Source organism: Kribbella sancticallisti, from assembly GCF_039530625.1.
Lineage (GTDB): Bacteria > Actinomycetota > Actinomycetes > Propionibacteriales > Kribbellaceae > Kribbella > Kribbella sancticallisti.
Map to the genome: position 1 here is coordinate 1 of NZ_BAAAOS010000008.1, position 18,173 is coordinate 18,173.

Below are 18,173 nucleotides of genomic sequence, written 5' to 3' on the forward strand. Positions count from 1 at the left end.
AGTGCCCCCACCGGAGTTGCCCAGGATGCCGGCCCAACCCGGCCCAACCCGGCCCAACCCGGCCCGAGCCGACCCGGCCCAACCCTGGCACTTCACCACCAGCGACGCCCGCGCCCGCCTTCGCCACCCCTACCCCGAATATTAGAAGCGACGGTCTACTAGTCAGTGAGGGGCGAGCAGGACGGCCACTGCGGAGCCAAGCTCAGATCATCCACTGTTAGGGGCGGATGCGGACGGAGGTGTAGCGGCTTGGGGGGACGCCGAAGTTGGCGGCGAAGACTCGGGAGAAGTAGAGGGCGTCGGGGTAGCCGACGGCGCGTGCTACTTCGCCGACGCGGAGGCCGGTGGTGGAGAGGAGGACCGAGGCGCGCTCCATCCGGAGGTCCTTCGACCACGAAACGATCGACGATCCGGTCCACCGTACGAAGAGCCGCTCGGCGGTCGACGCGCTGCAGTCGCCGGCTCGTGCGACCTCGGCCACGGTGAACCGGCGATCCAGGTTCTGTTCAACGAACGCACGCATCTGCTCGAAGGCGACGGGCGGCTGCGGACCGCTGTCCGATGCTGCCGTGGACGCGCGGGTCAGTTCCTCCAGCAGTAGCCGGCCCATCGCCCGCAGGGACACGTCCGAGGTGAGGCCGCGATCGAAGCGATCGATCGCGTAGCCGCCGAGAGTGACGAGTTGCCGTGCGTCCGCGTGGGCCAGCGGAATCTCGATCACCTCACCACGCTCGCCTTGCCGGTAGTCGGCGTCGAGCAGCGGATCACCACGCTGCCACGGCACCTGCGGTTCGACCTCCACCCGCGCGTCATGCCAGGGAACCACGTGCACGGTGCCCACCCGGAACGGATCACGCTGATCGGCCTCCCACCGCACGTCGTGCCGCCAGGGCAGGCACACGACGGACGCTTTGGTCAGCTCCAGAGTGAGCGGCCCGGTGCGGACCGTTCCCCGTCCGGACATCACCCAGACGATGCACATGCTCCCGACGAGGTCGTTCCGCAGTCGCTCACCGGCCCGGAACGCGTAGGGGTTGGCGCCGATCAGCGCGGGGCCACCGCGGCGACCTGCGGTGCCGTCCGGAGCTGACTCGGCGAGCATTTCGTCCACGGCCCGAGGGTAACCGTCCGCTGACCGGATACTCCATATTTTGATCACGGCTCCGCTGTCGTCCGATGGTTCCGCGCACCTAGCGTGGACGCCCGATGACGGATCTCTGCAGCTGCGAACCGAAGGGCCCCGGATGACGATCGAGGTGACGCGGTCGACGTGCGTCGGCGCCGGCCAGTGCGTCCTGGTCGCAGAAGATCTCTTCGACCAGGACGACGAAGGACTGGTGGTGCTGATCGAGGAGGATCCCGGCGAGGACCGCGTCGACTCGGCCCGGCGGGCGGCGTCCCTCTGTCCGGCCCGAGCGATCCAGGTCCGGGAGTGACCGAGCGAATCGTGGTGGTCGGAGCCTCGACGGCAGGCCTCGCGACCGTGGAGTCCTTGCGCGAAGCGGGCTTCGGCGGCGAGGTCGTCCTGCTCGGAGCCGAGCACTGGGATCCCTACCGGCGACCGGCGCTGTCCAAGCAGATCCTGCTCGGTACCTGGGAGCCGGACCAGGCACGGCTCGTCGAGGCGTCGGCACTGCGAGCTCTGGCGGTCGACTTCCGCCTCGGCCATCGAGCGGCGCGGATCGACCGTCGATCCCGGACCGTCCAGACCGACCACGAGGCCCTCGGGACCGACACGATCGGGTACGACGCCGTGGTCATCGCGACAGGTGCGTCGGCCCGGCAGCCGTCGTGGGCGTCGTACAGTGCTGGAGTCGATCGCCCGGCACCGGCCATCCACCTGCTACGCACTCTCGATGACGCCCTCAGGGTCGCTGGTCAGCTGGTTCGGGGCAGGCGGGTGACTGTGCTCGGTACCGGTGTCCTGGGCTCCGAGATCGCATCGGCCGCGACCGCTCGCGGTGCGCGGGTGAGCCTGGTCGGACGAAGTGCCGGCCTGAGCCTGGGCGCCGCCGGGCTTCGTTTCTCCGACCGGCTCCGCGCCCTCCATGCCGCCCACGGCGTCGAGGTGCGCACGGGCGGGGAGGTCGTCGCGGTGCGATCGTCCGACGGCCCCGGGTACGACGTTCTGTTCGCCGACGGGACCAGGTTGGGCTCCGACGTCGTCATCGCCGCGGCGGGCGCGGAGCCGGCTGTCGCGTGGTTGGCAGACTCCGGGCTGCTCACGGATGGCAACCTGCTCGCGGACAGCCACGGACGCGTCGCCGATCGCGTGTTCGCCGTCGGTGACGCGTCGAGCTGGCTCGATCCGGCGACCGGCACGCACCGTGCCTGCGGACACCAGTTGACGGCGATGGAGCAAGGACGGTCGGTCGGCCGGCTGCTCGCGGCGGGACACCTGTCGCCGTACCCGATCCCGTTCTTCTGGTCGGAGATCCATGGTGCCCGGGTCCAGGCGTCGGGACGTCTCGACATCGCCGACTCCGTCGAGCTCCTGGCCGGTGATCACGACAGCGACCAAGCGCTCTTCGGGTTCCGTGCGGGCGACCGTACCTGCGGTCTGGTCGCCTGGAACCTGCCGAAGCCCTTCCGAACCCACCAGGCCGCGTTGCTCGCCCAGCAATCGGCCGCCGGTTCCGCCGCCCACCTGCTTGAAACGAGTTGATCATGACTGACCCGTCCAGTCCCGCGGACCAGCTTCGATGCCCGGTCACCGGGCACACGCTTCCGTCCGACGGCACCCCGCTCCAGCCGTCACCTTTCTTCGCCGAGCGCAGACAGGAGGGCAAGGTCCACCCACTGAGGTACGCGGACGGTCATGTCGGCAAGCTCGTCACCGACCACGCTCTCGCGCGCGCCGTGCTGTCCGATCAGCGCTTCAGCCAGCTACCGCGGCGCTTCCCGCTCGGCCCGGCCGACCTGGCACCGCCGTCCGTCACGGCCGACGATCTGCGCGCGTTGGCGAGTGGCGATCTGCTGATTCTCGATGGTGCGCAGCACGACCGGATCCGGAAGACGATCAGGAGCCGGTTCACGGTCAAGGCCGCCCGCGGCCACCGCGAGACGATCCGCGCTATCGCGGCCGAGCAGGTGGACATCCTGCTCGCTCAGCCGAAACCGGCCGATCTCACCGAGTACGTCGCCGAGCCGATCTCGGCCCGCGTGCACGCCCATGTCCTCGGCATTCCGGCTGAACGGGTCCAGGACTACATCCAGCACTACGTCCACGGCAGCTCGGCGCAGGCGACCGTCGACTTCGTGCGCGAGATCGTCGGGTACCGCCGTACTGAGCCAGGGGACGACGTGATCAGCGACCTGGTCGATTCGGGGCTGACCGACGACGAGGTCGTCGGGCTCGCCGCGGTGCTGATGACGTCAGGGCGGGACTCGGTCGCCTACACCATCGCCACCACCACGGTGGCGCTGCTGACCCATCCCGATCAGCGGCAGCGGTTGACCGACAACCCGTCCATAGCCCCGGCGGTGATCGAGGAGTTCATGCGCTACTCGACGATGTTCGTGGCCCTTTTTCCCCGGACCGCGATCGAGGACCTCGAGATCGATGGAGTGCGCTTCCAGGCCGGCGAGACCGTCTCGGTGTCTCCCGTGTCGGCCAACCGAGACGCGGACCGCTTTCCCGAACCGGAGCGTTTCGATCTCGGGCGGGATGCCTTCGGCCACCTGGCCTTCGGGTTCGGACCGCACGGATGTGCCGGTCAGCAGCTCGCGCGGGTGGAGATCTCCGAGGCGATCGGCGCGGTGTTCAGCCAAGTGCCTTCTCTGGCCCTCGTCGATGCCGAGCAACTCCGGCCGCTTCCGTTCGCCCACGTGGTCCCCACCTACCGGGCAGGCGCGGTGGCCGTCACCTGGTGACGGCCACCGACGTCGCTAACCCTTCACCGCGCCGTTGACCATGCCCTCGACGATCTGGCGGTTGAAGAACACGTAGAGCACCAGCGGTGGAACGGTGATCAGCAGGATGTCGGCGAACAGCAGGTTCCACTGGCTGAGGGTCTGGCTCTGGAAGTTGAACAAGGTGGCCTGCACGGTGGCGTTCTCGTCACCGGGCAGGAAGTAGAGCGGGCCGGTGAAGTCGTTGAAGACGGCAACTGATTGCACCACCACCATGGTGACCACGACGGGCTTCAGCAGCGGCAGGATGACTCTGAAGAACACCCGCAGCGGGCCGGCGCCGTCCAGTGCGGCCGCCTCGTCCAGCTCCCGCGGGATCGTCGCAACGAAGGCTGAGCAGAGCAGAACGCAGAACGGCAGGCCGCCGGTGACCTCGATCAGGATCATCCCGAGCATCTGCTTGTAGAGGCCGAGCGCCTGCAGGACCCAGATGGTCGGCACCACCGCGGACGGGACGATCAACGCGGCCAGGACCAGCATCCTGGCAGCGTTCGTGAACAGACCGGTACGGCGCTGGACGACGTACCCCATCATCGCGGCCAGGACGACCATCACCACGACGCTCGACACCGTCAGGGTGGTGCTGTTGATGAAGGCACGCACGATGACGAAGTCGCGGACCTTGAACACTTCCGCGATGTTCCGCAGCAGGACGAAGTCGCCCGGCCAGCTGAACTCGAACTGCGACGCCTCGGCCGAGGTCTTCGACGCGGTCAGCACGATGAACGCGAAGGGGACCAGGAACACGATCGTGGAAACGGCGATCGCCACCAGTCCGCGGACGATGTGGCTGTGCGATCTCATTGCGCGACCTCCCGGCGGCGGAACCAGCGATACAGCGGAATCGTGATCGCCGCCACGACGACGAACATCACCACGTTGCCCGCGGTCGACAGGCCGTACAGACCCGCCTGGTACTTCTTGTAGATCACCGAGGCGAGCACGTCGCTGGTGAATCCGGGACCGCCTCCGGTCATCGTCCAGATCAGCTCGAACGAGCGCAGGCCGGAGATGACGTTGAGAATGACGACGGTCATCGTTGCCGGACCGACCAGCGGCAAAGTGATGAACCTGAACAGCTGCCAGTCGGTTGCTCCGTCGATGTGCGCCGACTCGTAGTAGTCCCTGGGAATCGCCACCAGGCCCGCCATGAAGATCAGCGTCGATACCCCCACGCCCTTCCAGATGTCGACCATGGCGACCGAGGCCAGCGCGAGATCCGGATTGGTGAGCCAGCCGGGGCCGTCGATACCGACGACCCCGAGGGCGCGGTTGATCAGCCCGTCGAACGGGTCGAACAACACCTTGAACGTGATGCCGACGCCGACCGCGGAGACCAGCACCGGGAAGAAGACGACGGCCCTGAGGTAGCCGCGGGCAATGATCCTGCCGTTCAGCAGGATGGCCAGCGCCAGCCCCGCCACCACCTTGCCGACGCTGGTGATCACCGCGTAGACGAGGGTGTGGACGAAGCTGCCGAACAGCTGTGGATCCTGGAAGAAGGTGACGTAGTTCTCCAGACCGATGAAGGTCGAGTCGAACAGCGTCCACCGGGTCAGGCTGAAGTAGAACGACGTCGCCGTCGGTACGACGAACAGCAGGACCAGGAGGCCGCCGCCCGGCAGCAAGAACCACAACGGGTACCGCGATCTCGTCGATCTGCCTCGTTGCCGGCGTGGTGGCGGATGCTCGGCCGGGGCCGGAGCGGCCGGCGCCACTGGCGTCGTGCCTACTGTCATTGGCGAACCTCTCCTGGGGCAGCGGAGCCACGATGGACGACCGCGTCAGACACGGCCGGCAGTCACCAGCCCGGGAGCCCGAGCTGCTGGGCCTGCTGCTTCACGTTCTGGTCGTAGAGCTTCGCGCCGCTGTCCGCCGTCCGAATCCCCGAGCCGACCTCGACCGCGAGCTGGGGCAGATCCGGACCCTTGATCGGGCTCACGGACTCCAGGGCGGGTCCGGTGTTGCCGGCGGCCACGTAGGTCTGCAGCTCCTTGATCGCCGCTGGAGCATCCGCCGGTACCTTGCACAGCCGGTTCATGAAAGGCCCGTACGAGCCGCTCTGGACGAGCAGGTCACAGCCTTGTGTCGTCTGGGTGAAGGCGACGAACTTCTTCGCCGCGTCGAGCTTCGCGCCGGTCGATGTCTTGGGGATGTAGCGACCCGACGGCAGGAACAGCGTCAGGTGGCTTTCGGTCCCGGTTGCGGTCGGCATCGCGAACATGCCGATGTCCTTGAGGTACTGCGGGTGGTTCTGGCGTACGGCGTCGATCACGCCGGCCAGCATCGGGTAGTGCGCCGCCTTGCCGGTGGCAATCGCCTGCACTCCCTTGTCGTACGTCGCGGACGCGAAGTCCTTGTTCAGCAGGCCGTCGTCGTGGAGCTGCCGGAGATGCTGCCAGCTGCTCAGTGCGGGCTGGTCCACGTTGCGCGCCTTGTTCGCGGTGTAGTCGGCTGCCCACTGCGGAGCCACTGCCGCGATGTTCGCAAAGTCGGCCAGGATCACCAGTTGCGCCGTCCAGGCATCGCCGAACGTCTGCTCGACCGGTATCGCGATCCCACTCTTCTTGATGAGCAGGTTGTTGGCCCGGAACTGGTCCCACGTCCTCGGGATCTTCAGCCCGAGCTTCGCGTAGACCGCCTTGTTGTAGACCACGCCGCCGGGCGTACTCCCGCCGGTCGGAGCCCCGTAGAGTCCCTTCGCCGTGCTGACCGCGGGCAGGTAGGACTTGTCGAGGTCCTTGACCCAGCTCTGGTCGGACAGGGACACCAGGTACTCGTCCGGCCGGATCGCCTGCAGGAGTGAGCCCGAGTTGTACGAGAAGACGTCGCTCATCTCGCCGGTGCTCAGCCGGGTCTTCACGATGTTGTCGCCGTCCGAACCGGTCGGCATCGTGTCCAGCTTCACCTTGATCTGCGGGTTGTCCTTCTCGAACGCCGCGATCAGCGCGTTCGCGGCTTTGACGGTGCTGGGTTCGTTGAACACCAGATAGGTGATCGTCGTGTCGCCGGCGGCCTGGTCGCCGGTGCCCAGGGAGCCCACCGAACACGCCGCCGAACACATCACGGCTGCCATGGATCCGATCAGGGCGACCAGGCGCCTCGGAGCGTTGGATGACTTCATCTGCACTTCCTCGTGATCGAGCTGCCAGCCGTCCGGCCCCTTCTGATTTCCACCTGGAAGAGGACGGTTCGAGGACCGGGCTGAGGTGCCGCGGTTTCTCGGCAGTCTAGAAATCAGCGCAGATGGCAGGGCAGGGACAAGCTCGTCAAAGTATGGAGAATCGGGTCAGTTGGGGGGCGCCCTCGCCCCCGTCTCCACAAGCTTGCCGTCGGCAACTAGGCCGGTGGGTTCGGAGTACGTGACCAGATGCGGACACCTTGTCCGCGAGCGCTTGTCAGCCACCCCGGGGATCGACACCCTGTGTAGCCGTGAGCTGGCCCTGCCTGGGAGAAGACGCGATGCGCACCAGCCTGATCCCGCTCTTCGTTCTGATGCGTGATCTCGGCATCCTGAACACCCCGGCTGATTCTCGTGATCCCCCACGTCGCCGGCGGAGCGGTCCTCGGAACGCTGCTGATGAAGACGTTCGTGGAGCAGATGAACGGGTCCGGCCCGGTCACCGTCGTGGTGGCGAGTCCGTCAGCGACCTGGAGGGGCCCGACGTTGTTCTCCGCCTGCCAGCCTTCGGTGTTGCCCGCCTGGTCGAATGTCCAGGCCACGACAGGCCCATCGCTTTCGACCCGGCCGGCCGGCGCCCCGATCCACTGGGCACCCGACCAGTCGGCCTCCTCTAGCACTCCGGTTTCCCCACCAGGCGGCATCACTCCACGGCGAGGCGTGGCCGTCCTTGTCCAGCACCTCACCTTCCAGTGGTATCTGGTCCCCGAGACCAGCACCGGACCGTCGTACGGGACGCCGGCCGACTGTGCTGAAGCGACCTTGCCGCTGTCCCAGATGTCGGCCTGGTCGCGGGCCAGCAGGCTTTCGCCGGACGCGACCACGAGCTGATAAGCACTGTTGTCCGCCATCGCGCCCCTTGATCCTGTGTCGGCCGCAGTGCTCAGAGTGCCGGTGTCAGTCCTTCGGAACGCACCACCCAGCGCTGATCCGCCGGGAATCCGGGGGCGTGGTGGTCTGGTGCGCCATGCCAGCCTGCGGTCATGAACGCGATGGCGTAGAGCAGGGCGCCGTTGCTCGGGAAGTAAGGGAACGGCCCGCCGGTGGCCAGGCCGGCGTCGTCGAACTGGAAGCCACCGGACGGGTGGAGCAGGAAGTCCACCGCGTCGTCGGGGCGCCCGAGGCGCGCGGCGCACATCGCCAGCATCGGGAAGTCCCAGCCCCAGGTGCGGGAGAACCTCCAGCCGGTGAAGACCCGGTCGGCGGTGCGGTCCATCGTAGGGATGTCGACGCCGTCACCCGGCAGCCAGCCGAAGGCGCCGATCAGCGCCGGGTGCTCGTAGTTCTTCTCCGTCCACATGTTCTCGACGCCCTCGTGCAGAACGTAGGAATCGCCCTGGACCGGCAGTGCCGCGAGCCCGTCGTGGACGCGCTGCCACTCCGGATCGCGGGGCAGCCCGAGCCGTTCGCGCCACTGTTGTGCGACCCGGAGGCCGAACCGCCAGTAGGAGAGCTCGAAGGTGGGGTTCTGAGTGGTCTTGGGATCGGTGTTCTCCGACACGAGGTGCATCGGCGGGCCGAGCACGTAGCGGCTCGTGCTGTCGTCCCAGAACGCCCAGGAGGCGAGAAAGTCGGCGGTGTCGGCAACGATGTCGCGCCACTTCCGTAGTGTGGCCGTGGTGGGATGTGCCTGGTAGTCCAGCTCGGCGAGGAAGATCGGGTGCGGCTGCTGCCACATCAGCAGGGCATGGATGACGTGCGGCGCCTCGCTGCCGTCGGCTGTCGTGCACTTCGGCCACCGCGCTCCCCGGAAGCCCTGCTCCTGCGCGCGTTCCCGCGACGAGTCGTGGAAGCGGTCGAAGACAGTCAGGCTGCGTTCGAGGATTGGCCAGCGGTTCCACAGCGCCCAGTGCGCGCCGTGCCACCAGTACATCTCCATGTGAAACTTGCCGTGCCAGCTGTTGTTGACGAGGCCGGACTCCTGCGGTGGGAGTGAGCCCGCTTCGTTGGCGCGCAGCAAGTACTGCGAGAGCACGATCCGTCGCTCCAGCTCACGCCAGCGCGGATCCTTGCTCTCGGACAGATCGACCGCGCCGCCGGACAGCCAGTACTGCCGCCAGCTGCGACGGCTCGCCGCAAACGTCGCGCTGGACGACGCTGCCGGCGACGTCTGTGCCGAAGGAGTCCGGGCCGCGGGAGCCGGCGCGAACGTGCAGACGAAGTGCAGCCGATCGGTCCCGCCGGCCGCGGCGAGACGGTAGCGATGCCGACTGGCCGCGGCACCGATCGAGAAGGTTTCGTTGTCGCGGACAACGATCTCGAAGTCCCGCCCGCCGTAGGTGTAGCCGAGGACCAGGCGCTTGGCCTGGCCCGGGGCCGGGTCGCCGAGGAGGCGGTAGTCGACGAGCGCGGTGAGCGAGTTGTCCACGACCAGCTCGGAGAGCTTTCCGGCGACGTCGGCCCAGTGGCCTTCGGTGCCGTACTGGGCGGTGCGGATGACGAGCTCACCCCCGTTCGCTTCCGCGCGCGCGAAGACGCCGCGTCCCTGCCAGGCGACCTCGACGTGGTACTCGGTGGAGTCCATCCGATGGGTGATGTCGGCACGATTCCCGTGCGCCGTCGCTGTCGTTCGATGGGCATCCGGCTCGCCGTAGGTCCCGACGTGCTCGGCGAACTCCTGCTGATCGGCGTACGGGAAGTCGAGGAAGACAGCCAGCCGGTCGGCGGCGACCAGTGGCGAGTCGATCTCCACGGCGACAGCGTCCTGGTCGGGGTGGCAGCAGGTGCGGACGTGCACCGGTTCGCCGGCGAGCTCGAAGCGGCTGTCGATGATGCCGGTCCACAGATCGAGTTCCTGGCGGATGCCCGTCAGGTCGCCGGCGACGGCGGTGCGGCCGCCGGGCAGGGTGAGCTCCAGACCGATGCGGCCGAGGTTGATGCGTGCCGGGTTGGCGTAGAGCCAGCGGGACAGTTCAGGTTGGTCCGGGTTCGGGATGGGGTACTCGACCGCGCGGCCGTGGGTGTCCCAGACCTCGCCGTGGAAGTCCGAGGGCTGCTGTCCGGGCGGCAGCGGGAAACTGTGCCATCCCCACTCGGACATGGTGTTGAACGGCACGAACGTCTGCAGGCCCGTGACGTCGACCCCGAACGCGAACCTGCCGTTGCCGACCTGGAGGGGGCTGTGCGTATTGATCGAGTCGCGCACCACCCGGTGCCGGGCCACCACGGCTTTCCTGTCGATGGGGCGATCCCGTCCGTCGGACGAGGTCTGCGGTGGTGGCTGGGCCGCTGCGGGGCGGGGGGCGACGCCCGTGACGGCTGCGGCAGCAGAACCGGACACGAACAACCTGCGGGTGATCATGTCGTCTTCTTAGCAGCGCTAGACGTCGGGGGTCGATGGATCCGCGGAGAGTGACCGGAACCGGCCGGACCAGGCGGCGTGCCCGAGCCGGAAGTTGCTGGCCGCAACCGATCGGCAGGCAGCACCCGCACCGCTCCTTACGGTCTTCGCGGCCCTGTTCGGGTCGAGCCCGTCAGCGTGGCCACCGTCTACTCGCGATAGCGCCGGTCATACGGTCAGCAGGTGACCGCACCCGGACAGTCAGACCGCAGACGGTTGACAGTGGAAGGCTCGTCTGTGAGCCTACCTGAAAGCTTTCAAGTCCTTCAATGATTGGCGGTCCGACGCTCCTTCCGGCGCGGTCATTGGGCTTCGACCTGCCACCGATCACTCCGCGAACGAACGACTGGAGACTCCCATGGCCATGGGCAACAAACGCTTCCGCCCGAGTCGGCGCCTCTTCCTCCAGGGCGCGGGCAGTGGCCTGCTCCTGGCCGCGAGCGGGATGGCACGACCCCTCCAGGCCATGGCGACAACGGCCGAGACCTACCAGCTCGAGAACGGGTTCATCAGCCTGTCCGGCGCGTACGGAAAGCTCACCCGGTTCGCCTGCGATCCGACGGGTGCCGGCCAATACCAGCCCACGTCGTTCGGCTCGGTGTTCCTCGGCGCGACCGACTTCTTCGACGCCGGATTCAACAAGGACGTCACCTGGACGGCGACCGGCACCTCGCTGGGCCTGGCGGGCATTCAGTTGCCGTCGACAAAGAGCCTCAAGCAGGCGCAAACCAACTCACCCGTCCCGCTCAACGCCGGCCACACGATCGGCCAGTCGTTCACCGCGTCGATGTATCGGTTCTCGCGCGTCGGCGGCCAGTTCCCCACCTGGAGCAGCAACAACGCGGCGCTGCGGATGACGCTCTTTGCGGGGACCCCGGCGACCGGTCTCGCCGAGATCGCCACGCGCGAGGTGAACCCGCTGCAGGACAACGGATGGGCCTACCTCGACGTCCCGGATCAGCCAGCCGGGTCTTACTACCTGGAGATCTCCCACACCGCTGGAACCCCCGGCTGGTGGAGCCGGCTCGGCGCGGCCACGGTCGACGTGGGCGGCTCGGCGTACCAGGACCGGCAGGTGCAGGCGGATCGCACCATGACGATCGACGTGGCGGGCTTCAACGTCGACGGCGTCGCGTCGTGGAAGCTGGACCTGTCCGGCCGGAACCTGGCGATGGCCTACGACATTCAGTGGAAGACCGACCCACGGGCCGATCCCGGCCTGACACTGACCACCTCGTGGCGCCGCGACGGATACTCCGTCGCCGCGGCGGACGGCGTGCTGTTCAACCGCTTCTACGGTGACCAAGGCATCTACATGCCGTCGGAGCAGCTGAAGCGTCGGGACGCCTGGACGAACCCGGTGTCCGGATCGAAGGCGGTGACGGCCGGAGGCAACGGTCCGTACGATCTGCGGTTCACCGGCAACGAACCGGTCCTCGACGGCACGATGACCGCCCAGTCGATGGTGATGTCGCTCAACTCCGGCACCGCGGACGCGGCGCAGACCATCGCGCGATCGCTCGCGGTGGAGGTCCAGCCGCATTCGGACGCGCTGCCAACGATCTTCCCGGTGTTCACGGCCTCCGATCAGCGCAGGGCATCTCAGGTGTCCTCCTTCTACTGGGAGCGTGCGTTCAGCTTCCGGTTCAGCGGGCACGCGATGGACTGGGCCGACTGGAACGGGCGCATCCTGGACTGGACCGGGACGGCGGGCCGTGCGGCGCAGGCCGACTCCCTGTTGAACACGCAGCTGGAACCCGACGGTTACGTCTGGTCATGGTCGGATCGGGCCGAGTGGCCTTTTCCCGATCCGAAGCTGTTCGACGCCCGGCACTTCAGCTCCAACGCGATGTACATTCTCGGCGCCTGGCGGTACTACTCGTGGACGGGTGACGCCGACTTCCTGGCCACGATGCTGCCGCGGGTGCGGCGGGCGATGACCTTCTACCTCGAATCACTCGGCGGCAAAAGTGGGATCGTCACGATCGACTCGCCCGATCACAGCGGCCGGGACGGCTATCTGCCCTCCAACTACTGGGACGTCACGTCGTTCGGGTATCAGGACGCCTTCCTCAACGCCTACTTCTACGGCGCGCTCGAGGCGATGGCCCAGCTAGAGGAGCACGTCGGAGGCGCGGCCAGGGCCGACGAGCTGCGGACCGTGCGCAAGCTGACGCGTCAGCGCTACAACACCTTGTTCTGGAACGGGACGGCCGGCCGGTACGTGCAGTCCATCGACGCCGACGGCGTCGCTCACGACTACGGCTCGACCTACGTCAATCTCGAGGCGGCGTCGTTCGGCCTCCCCACCCAGGACCAGGCCGCGCGGATCTTCGAGTGGCTGGACCACGGCCGGACCGAACTGCAGGAAGCGGTCGTCCAGATCGAAGAGGGCGGCCTGGCTCCGAAAATCACCGCCGGCCACACGCTGGGGCAGAGCTTCACGGCGGATGCCGGGTTCGTCAGCGTTGCGGCGCGGTTCGCCACCTACGCCGAGCGCGGAGCCGCGTTCACCATGACGTTCTACCGGGGCCTGCCGGGGGAGGCGCCGGTCAAGATCGCGGAACGGAAGTTCAGCGACTGGTTCGACGGCCGGGTGGCGCACCTCGATCTGCCGAAGCAGCCACCCGGCGTGTACTACCTCGAAGTCTCCGGGGTCACCGGCACGCTCGCTTGGTGGTCGACGGCAAAGAGCGTGCCCGGCGCGAGGGCGTACTCGGACGGGAAGCCCGCGACCGATGCGTCGAACAGGTACGTGATGGCACTCGGCGAGTACTTCGAGGGACCCGCCGACATCTACTCGAAGTGGGTCTTCGCTCCGAGGTCGACGACGCGTCGCAACAGCTACTGGTTCTTCCTGACCCACCTCACGACGCCCTGGGGAGAAGAGGTGCAGGACGGCGGAGCCATCCTCTACACCTCGGGATTCGACGTGATGGCGCGCGCCCGCTACCGATCCGCTGACGACGCGTGGGCCCGGATGACGGCCATCCTCGATCGGTGGAGCGAACCCGACCACATCTGCGGCGGTGCACCGCTGTACCGCGGCGAGGGCACAGTCGACGCGCCGGGCGCACACTCGGTCGGAACGGACGTCCCGTTCCCTGAGAGCGGCCTGGCGCCGGCCAGCTTCCTTTACGCCTTCGTCGGGGTCGAAGCCGAGCCGGAGGCCCTCGTCATCACTCCGAACCTGCCGTCGGCCCTGTCCAACGCCGGCGTCCGCAACCTCCACTGGCGCGGACGGCAGCTCGAAGTGCAGGTGACGCGCGACACGGTCACCGTGACCGGCAAGGGCGTGGCGGTCAAGCGCCGGTACAAGTCCGGCAAGTCGGTGCGGATCGGTTCAGACGAGCTTTAGGACCGAGCTGAACGTGTGGTTGCCGTGGCCAACTTCCACCGAGGTGGTTGAACCCGGCAACCACACGTCGGCGCTCACGCCGTACGGCGTCGTCAGCGACAGCTCGATCCGGTCGCCCTCGCAACGCCACCCGACCGCGATCTCGCCGTACGGCGACAGGTGCCTGGCCGCGGCGCTCGTCAGGTCGCCCGTCACGAGCGGACGCACCTCGATCGTGCGATACCCCGGTGAGGTCGGCGCGAGTCCGGCCACGCGGCGGTGCAGCCAGTCGGCGACCGCGCCGTAGGCATAGTGGTTGAACGAGGTCATCTCGCCCGGATTGATCGAGCCGTCCGGCAGCATCGAGTCCCAGCGCTCCCACACCGTCGTCGCGTCCATCGTGACGGCGTACAGCCACGACGGGCAGGACTCCTCCAGCAACATCCGGTAGGCGAGGTCCGGCCGGCCGGCCGTCGACAGCGCGTCGAGGATGACCGGCGTTCCGACGAAACCAGTACTCACCTGATAGCCGGCGGCACGGACGAGCGCCGCGAGCCGATCGCCCGCACCGGCGCGCTGGCGCTCGTCGGCGAAGAGGTCGTTCACGATGGCGAGCGCATACACGGTCTGGCAGTCACTGCGCACCAGGCCGTCCTCGCTGACGTACGCCGCGATGAACGCCGCGCGCACGTCCCGCTCCAGCCGCGCATAGTCCTCGGCATCGGCGTGCCGCCCCAGTAACGTGGCCGACCGCGCGAGGATCCCGGCCGAACGGGCGAAGTACGCGGTCGCGACGACGGCCGGGTCGGCCTGGGCCTTCGCCGCGTCGTCCGGCGGAGCCGTCGGGTCGAGCCAGTCGCCGAACTGCGGTCCGGTGGACCACAGCAGGTCCTCGCCGACGATGCCGCGCATCTTCTCGACCCAGGCTCGCATCGACGGGTACTGCCGCTCGAGGACGCCGGCGTCGCCGTACGCAAGGTGCACCGCGTCGGGAACGATCGTGGCCGCGTCGCTCCAGGCGGCGGCCGCGGGATCGGGTTCCCGCAGGACGTCCGGGATCACGAAGGGGACGCCGCCGTCCGCCTTCTGCTCGGCGGACAGATCGCCGAGCCACTCCGAGAGGAATCCGGCGGTGTCGAACAGGAAGGTCGCGGTGGGGGAGAAGACCTGGATGTCGCCGGTCCACCCGAGCCGCTCGTCGCGTTGCGGGCAGTCCGTCGGCAGCGCGAGGAAGTTGCCCCGCATGCTCCACACCACGTTCTCGTGCAGGCGATCGACGCGATGGTCCGACGACTCGAACCAGCCGGTACGGCGGAGATCGGTACCGAGCACCAGTGCCTCGACGTCGTCGAGCGCCAGGTCCGGGACGCCCTCGATCTCGGCGTACCGGAATCCGTTGAAGGTGAAGGTGGGTTGAAGAATCTCCACCGCGTCGCCGGCCAGCGTGTAGGTACAGGTCGCCTTCGCGCTGCGGAGCGGGCGGACGCCGAGCTCGCCGTACTCGAGAACCTCGGCGTGCCGCACGGTGACCTCGGTCCCGGCTTCGCCGTTGACCCTGATCCGGACCCAGCCCACGAGGTTCTGGCCGAAGTCGACGAGAGTCCGGCCCGACGGCGAGGTCAGCAGCCGTACGGCGGGCAGCGTCTCGGTGACCCGCACCGGGGGACCGGACGGGGCGATGAGGCGGGCGAACCCGCCGTCGAGGAGATCGACCGTGTCGACCGGCTTGCCCTCCGGCGAATCGGTGATCCGCAGATCGCGCCGCTGGCCGTCGTAGAAGTCGTCGGACAGGATGCTGCTGTGAACGGCTCCCCAGGTGGTGTCCGTTCCGAGGGTCTGCCGTGTTCCATCGGCGTAGGTGACCTCGAGCTGGGCGAGTACGGCGAGGCGATCGCCGTAGCTCGACCGGTTCCCCGGCCACACGAGCTGACCGCGGTACCAACCGTTGCCCAGCAACGCCTGGAGGCTGTTGGATCCCTTATGCAGCAGGCCTGTGACGTCGTACGTGCGGTACTGCAGCCGCTTCTCGTACGCCGTCCAGCCCGGTGCGAAGACGTCGTCGCCGACCCGCTCGCCGTTGATGGAGAACTCCACGATCCCGTGGGCGGTGAGGTAGAGCCTTGCCGAGACCGGCGGCGCCGTGAGGTCGGCTCGGCCGAACAACAGGGGAGCGCCGTCGGCCAGGCCGCCGATGGTCGACGGGCTGATGAGGTCCTGCTGCCACTCCCGGTGGTCGAGCAAACCGGCCTCGATGGTGAGCGGCTCGCTGACGTCGGTCCAGGCGTCACCGCTTCCCACCCGAACACTCACTCGGACCCGCTCACGAGAGCTCAGCGGGGCGAACGGCCAAGGCACGAAGAGTTGTTCGCCGGACTCGACGACCACGGACTCCACGCTCGCATCGGCTCTCTCGATCCGGACCTCGTAGCGATCCGAGCGCCACCCGTCCGGCGCGGACTCCAGGCACCACGACAGGCGTGGGGTGGCCGAGCCAATGCCGAACGCTTGATCCTGGTACTCCGCACGCAGTCGCGTGGTCACAGCGGTCCCAGCCACTTCTCCAGGCCCAGGGCTCACTCGAGACCCGTTCCGACGATGCCCTTGAGGTACCACTTCTGGAACACGATGAAGACGATCAGCACCGGCAGCATGGCGATCACCGCGCCGGCGAGACCGACGGACGGGGAGATCGTCGAGTTCTCACCGCCGGCCAGTGGCGCAAGCGCGACGTTGATCACCCGGTTGGCCGGATTCGGGGCGATGACCTGCGGCCAGATGTACATGTTCCACGCCGTCAGGAAGCTGATCGAGCAGAAGGTGGCGAGCGCGGGCTTGGCCAGCGGAAGACCGATGGAGGTCAGCACCCGCCCCCAACTCGCTCCGTCGATGCGGGCCGCCTCGATCAGACCGGCCGGCAGGCCGGCGAAGAACTCCCGGAAGAGCAGGATCGCGAACGCGCACTGGGCCGCCATCGGGATGATGAGGCCGGCATAGGTGTTGAGCCACCCCAGCTGGTACGTGACGACGAACAGGGGGATCAGCGTGAGGTTGCCTGGGATGAACAGCGGTACGACGAGCGCCGCGACCACCGCCGCCGCCCACTTGAAGGGGATCTTCGCGAGCGCGAAGGCGGCGGGAAGCGAGAGCAGGAGCTGCAGACCGACGATGCCCAGGCTGAAGATGAAGGTGTTGAGGATGACCCGCGGGGTCAGGTAGTTCCAGGCGTCGACGAAGTTCTGCCAGATCGGTGTCTCGGGCAACAGTGGCGGCGGGAAGGTGCTGATCTCCGCGGCGGACTTCAGCGAGCCGGAGACCATGAACAGCAGCGGGGTGGCCATCACCAGGCCGGCCAGCACGATCGCCAGGTAGCGAAGGACGTTGTGGGACAGCGGCGTACGCATCAGCTGCGCTCCTTCCGGAACCGCACGATCCCGCGCACGAGAACCACGAGGGCGATCATCAGGACGAGTTGGAACAGCGACAGGGCGCTCGCGTAGCCGATGTCGCGCTGACCGAAGGCCACCTTGTACGAGTAGAGCGCGATCGACTGGGTGGAGCCGAGCGGACCACCGTCGGTCATGATCAGCGCGACCTCGAACGAACCGCTGACGAAGCTGACGGCCTGGAGTACGGCGATCAGGATGGTCGTGCCCCAGACGTTCGGCCAGGTCATCGACCAGACCTGGCGCCACTTGCTCGCGCCGTCGAGGGAGGCCGCGGCATAGATGTCGTCCGACACCCGCTGGAGCCCGGCGAGGTACAGGATGATCACGAGGGGCAGACCGCCCCAGATCATCATGATGACCAGGGCAGGGCGGGCCCAGGTCAGGTCGGAAAGCCAGTTCGGCCCGTTGACGCCGATCCAGGACAGCGCCTGGTTGACCAGCCCGTTCGTGCTGTACAGGTTGACCCAGATCAGGGAGGAGACCGCGGCCGAGGCGATCATCGGCGCGAAGTAGAAGACGCGGATGGCCGCGATCCCCGGCAGCTTCGTGTTGACCAGGACGGCCAGGACGAAGCCGATCAGGATTGTCGGCAGGACGCCCATCAGGACGAACAGGGCGGTGACCCCGAGCGCCTGCCACATCTCGGCGTCACTGAACAACCGGATGATGTTCTCGAGCCCGACCCATTGTGGTGTGCTGAACAGGTCCCACTGGAAGAAGGTCAGCACCAGGCCGCCCACGGCCGGGAGGATCACGAAGAGCGCGAAGGCCAGCATCCCTGGCGTCAGGAACGCGGCGGCCGTGAGCGCGTCGACGCGTCTGCCGCGCCGGTAGCCGTGACTTCGGTCCGGGGGGCGTTTCTCCTCGTCCTGCCGAGGCGATGGGGGGTCCAGGGTTGAGGTCGGCACTACGCATCTCCGATGCTAGGTAGACCCGGGTGGGGCGGGGCCCGGGTCA

Annotated in this window: 13 protein-coding genes; 4 read left to right on the forward strand and 9 right to left on the reverse strand. The window is 67.8% G+C overall.

The features are described from left to right. Positions 1-217: 217 nt before the first annotated feature. Complete coding sequence (locus ABD255_RS05730; protein ID WP_344210759.1) at positions 218-1,102, reverse strand: helix-turn-helix domain-containing protein; 885 nt, start codon at positions 1,100-1,102, stop codon at positions 218-220. A 142-nt stretch (positions 1,103-1,244) separates the two neighbouring features. Here ABD255_RS05730 and ABD255_RS05735 point away from each other — a divergent pair, with 142 nt between their 5' ends. From ABD255_RS05735 to ABD255_RS05745, 3 genes are read left to right on the forward strand one after another with little or no spacing between them, the layout of a single operon-like run. After that, positions 1,245-1,436, forward strand: coding sequence for a ferredoxin (locus ABD255_RS05735; protein WP_344210552.1), 192 nt, complete (start codon positions 1,245-1,247; stop codon positions 1,434-1,436). Then, entirely contained in the window at positions 1,433-2,665 is a 1,233-nt protein-coding gene (locus ABD255_RS05740) for an NAD(P)/FAD-dependent oxidoreductase (protein WP_344210554.1), read from the forward strand. Before ABD255_RS05735 ends, ABD255_RS05740 begins: the two co-directional genes overlap by 4 nt. A 2-nt stretch (positions 2,666-2,667) precedes the next feature. Next, entirely contained in the window at positions 2,668-3,873 is a 1,206-nt protein-coding gene (locus ABD255_RS05745) for a cytochrome P450 (protein WP_344210556.1), read from the forward strand. Positions 3,874-3,888: 15 nt separating this feature from the next. Here ABD255_RS05745 and ABD255_RS05750 read toward each other — a convergent pair whose 3' ends face one another. From ABD255_RS05750 to ABD255_RS05770, 5 genes are all read right to left on the reverse strand, one after another. Next, on the reverse strand, positions 3,889-4,716 hold the full coding sequence (locus ABD255_RS05750) for a carbohydrate ABC transporter permease (protein WP_344210558.1): 828 nt from the start codon (positions 4,714-4,716) through the stop codon (positions 3,889-3,891). Further along, on the reverse strand, positions 4,713-5,651 hold the full coding sequence (locus tag ABD255_RS05755; protein ID WP_344210560.1) for a carbohydrate ABC transporter permease: 939 nt from the start codon (positions 5,649-5,651) through the stop codon (positions 4,713-4,715). Before ABD255_RS05755 ends, ABD255_RS05750 begins: the two co-directional genes overlap by 4 nt. A 62-nt stretch (positions 5,652-5,713) precedes the next feature. Further along, positions 5,714-7,036, reverse strand: coding sequence for an ABC transporter substrate-binding protein (locus ABD255_RS05760; protein WP_344210562.1), 1,323 nt, complete (start codon positions 7,034-7,036; stop codon positions 5,714-5,716). A gap of 215 nt (positions 7,037-7,251) precedes the next feature. Then, positions 7,252-7,944: a glycoside hydrolase family 78 protein gene (locus ABD255_RS05765; protein ID WP_344210564.1), complete on the reverse strand. Its 693-nt coding sequence runs from the start codon at positions 7,942-7,944 to the stop codon at positions 7,252-7,254. Between the two features lie 32 nt (positions 7,945-7,976). Continuing rightward, the gene (locus ABD255_RS05770; RefSeq protein WP_344210566.1) at positions 7,977-10,394 is read right to left on the reverse strand and encodes a DnaJ-like protein C-terminal domain-containing protein; all 2,418 of its coding nucleotides are present in this window, start codon (positions 10,392-10,394) and stop codon (positions 7,977-7,979) included. A 397-nt stretch (positions 10,395-10,791) separates the two neighbouring features. On the opposite strand from ABD255_RS05770, the gene ABD255_RS05775 reads away from it, so the two are divergent. Next, positions 10,792-13,791 carry an MGH1-like glycoside hydrolase domain-containing protein gene (locus ABD255_RS05775; protein ID WP_344210568.1) on the forward strand — a complete coding sequence of 1,000 codons (3,000 nt, stop codon included), beginning with the start codon at positions 10,792-10,794 and terminating at the stop codon, positions 13,789-13,791. Here the strand turns inward: ABD255_RS05775 and ABD255_RS05780 are convergent. The 3 genes from ABD255_RS05780 to ABD255_RS05790 are packed head-to-tail and all read right to left on the reverse strand — an operon-like array spanning position 13,777 to position 18,124. After that, entirely contained in the window at positions 13,777-16,311 is a 2,535-nt protein-coding gene (locus ABD255_RS05780) for a family 78 glycoside hydrolase catalytic domain (RefSeq protein ID WP_344210570.1), read from the reverse strand. The two genes, ABD255_RS05775 and ABD255_RS05780, sit on opposite strands and share 15 nt — an antisense overlap. 32 nt (positions 16,312-16,343) lie before the next feature. Beyond that, positions 16,344-17,171 (reverse strand): carbohydrate ABC transporter permease, encoded by an 828-nt coding sequence (locus ABD255_RS05785; RefSeq protein WP_344210572.1) that lies wholly within the window; start codon positions 17,169-17,171, stop codon positions 16,344-16,346. Further along, positions 17,171-18,124: a carbohydrate ABC transporter permease gene (locus tag ABD255_RS05790; RefSeq protein WP_344210574.1), complete on the reverse strand. Its 954-nt coding sequence runs from the start codon at positions 18,122-18,124 to the stop codon at positions 17,171-17,173. Before ABD255_RS05790 ends, ABD255_RS05785 begins: the two co-directional genes overlap by 1 nt. Positions 18,125-18,173 lie beyond the last annotated feature (49 nt).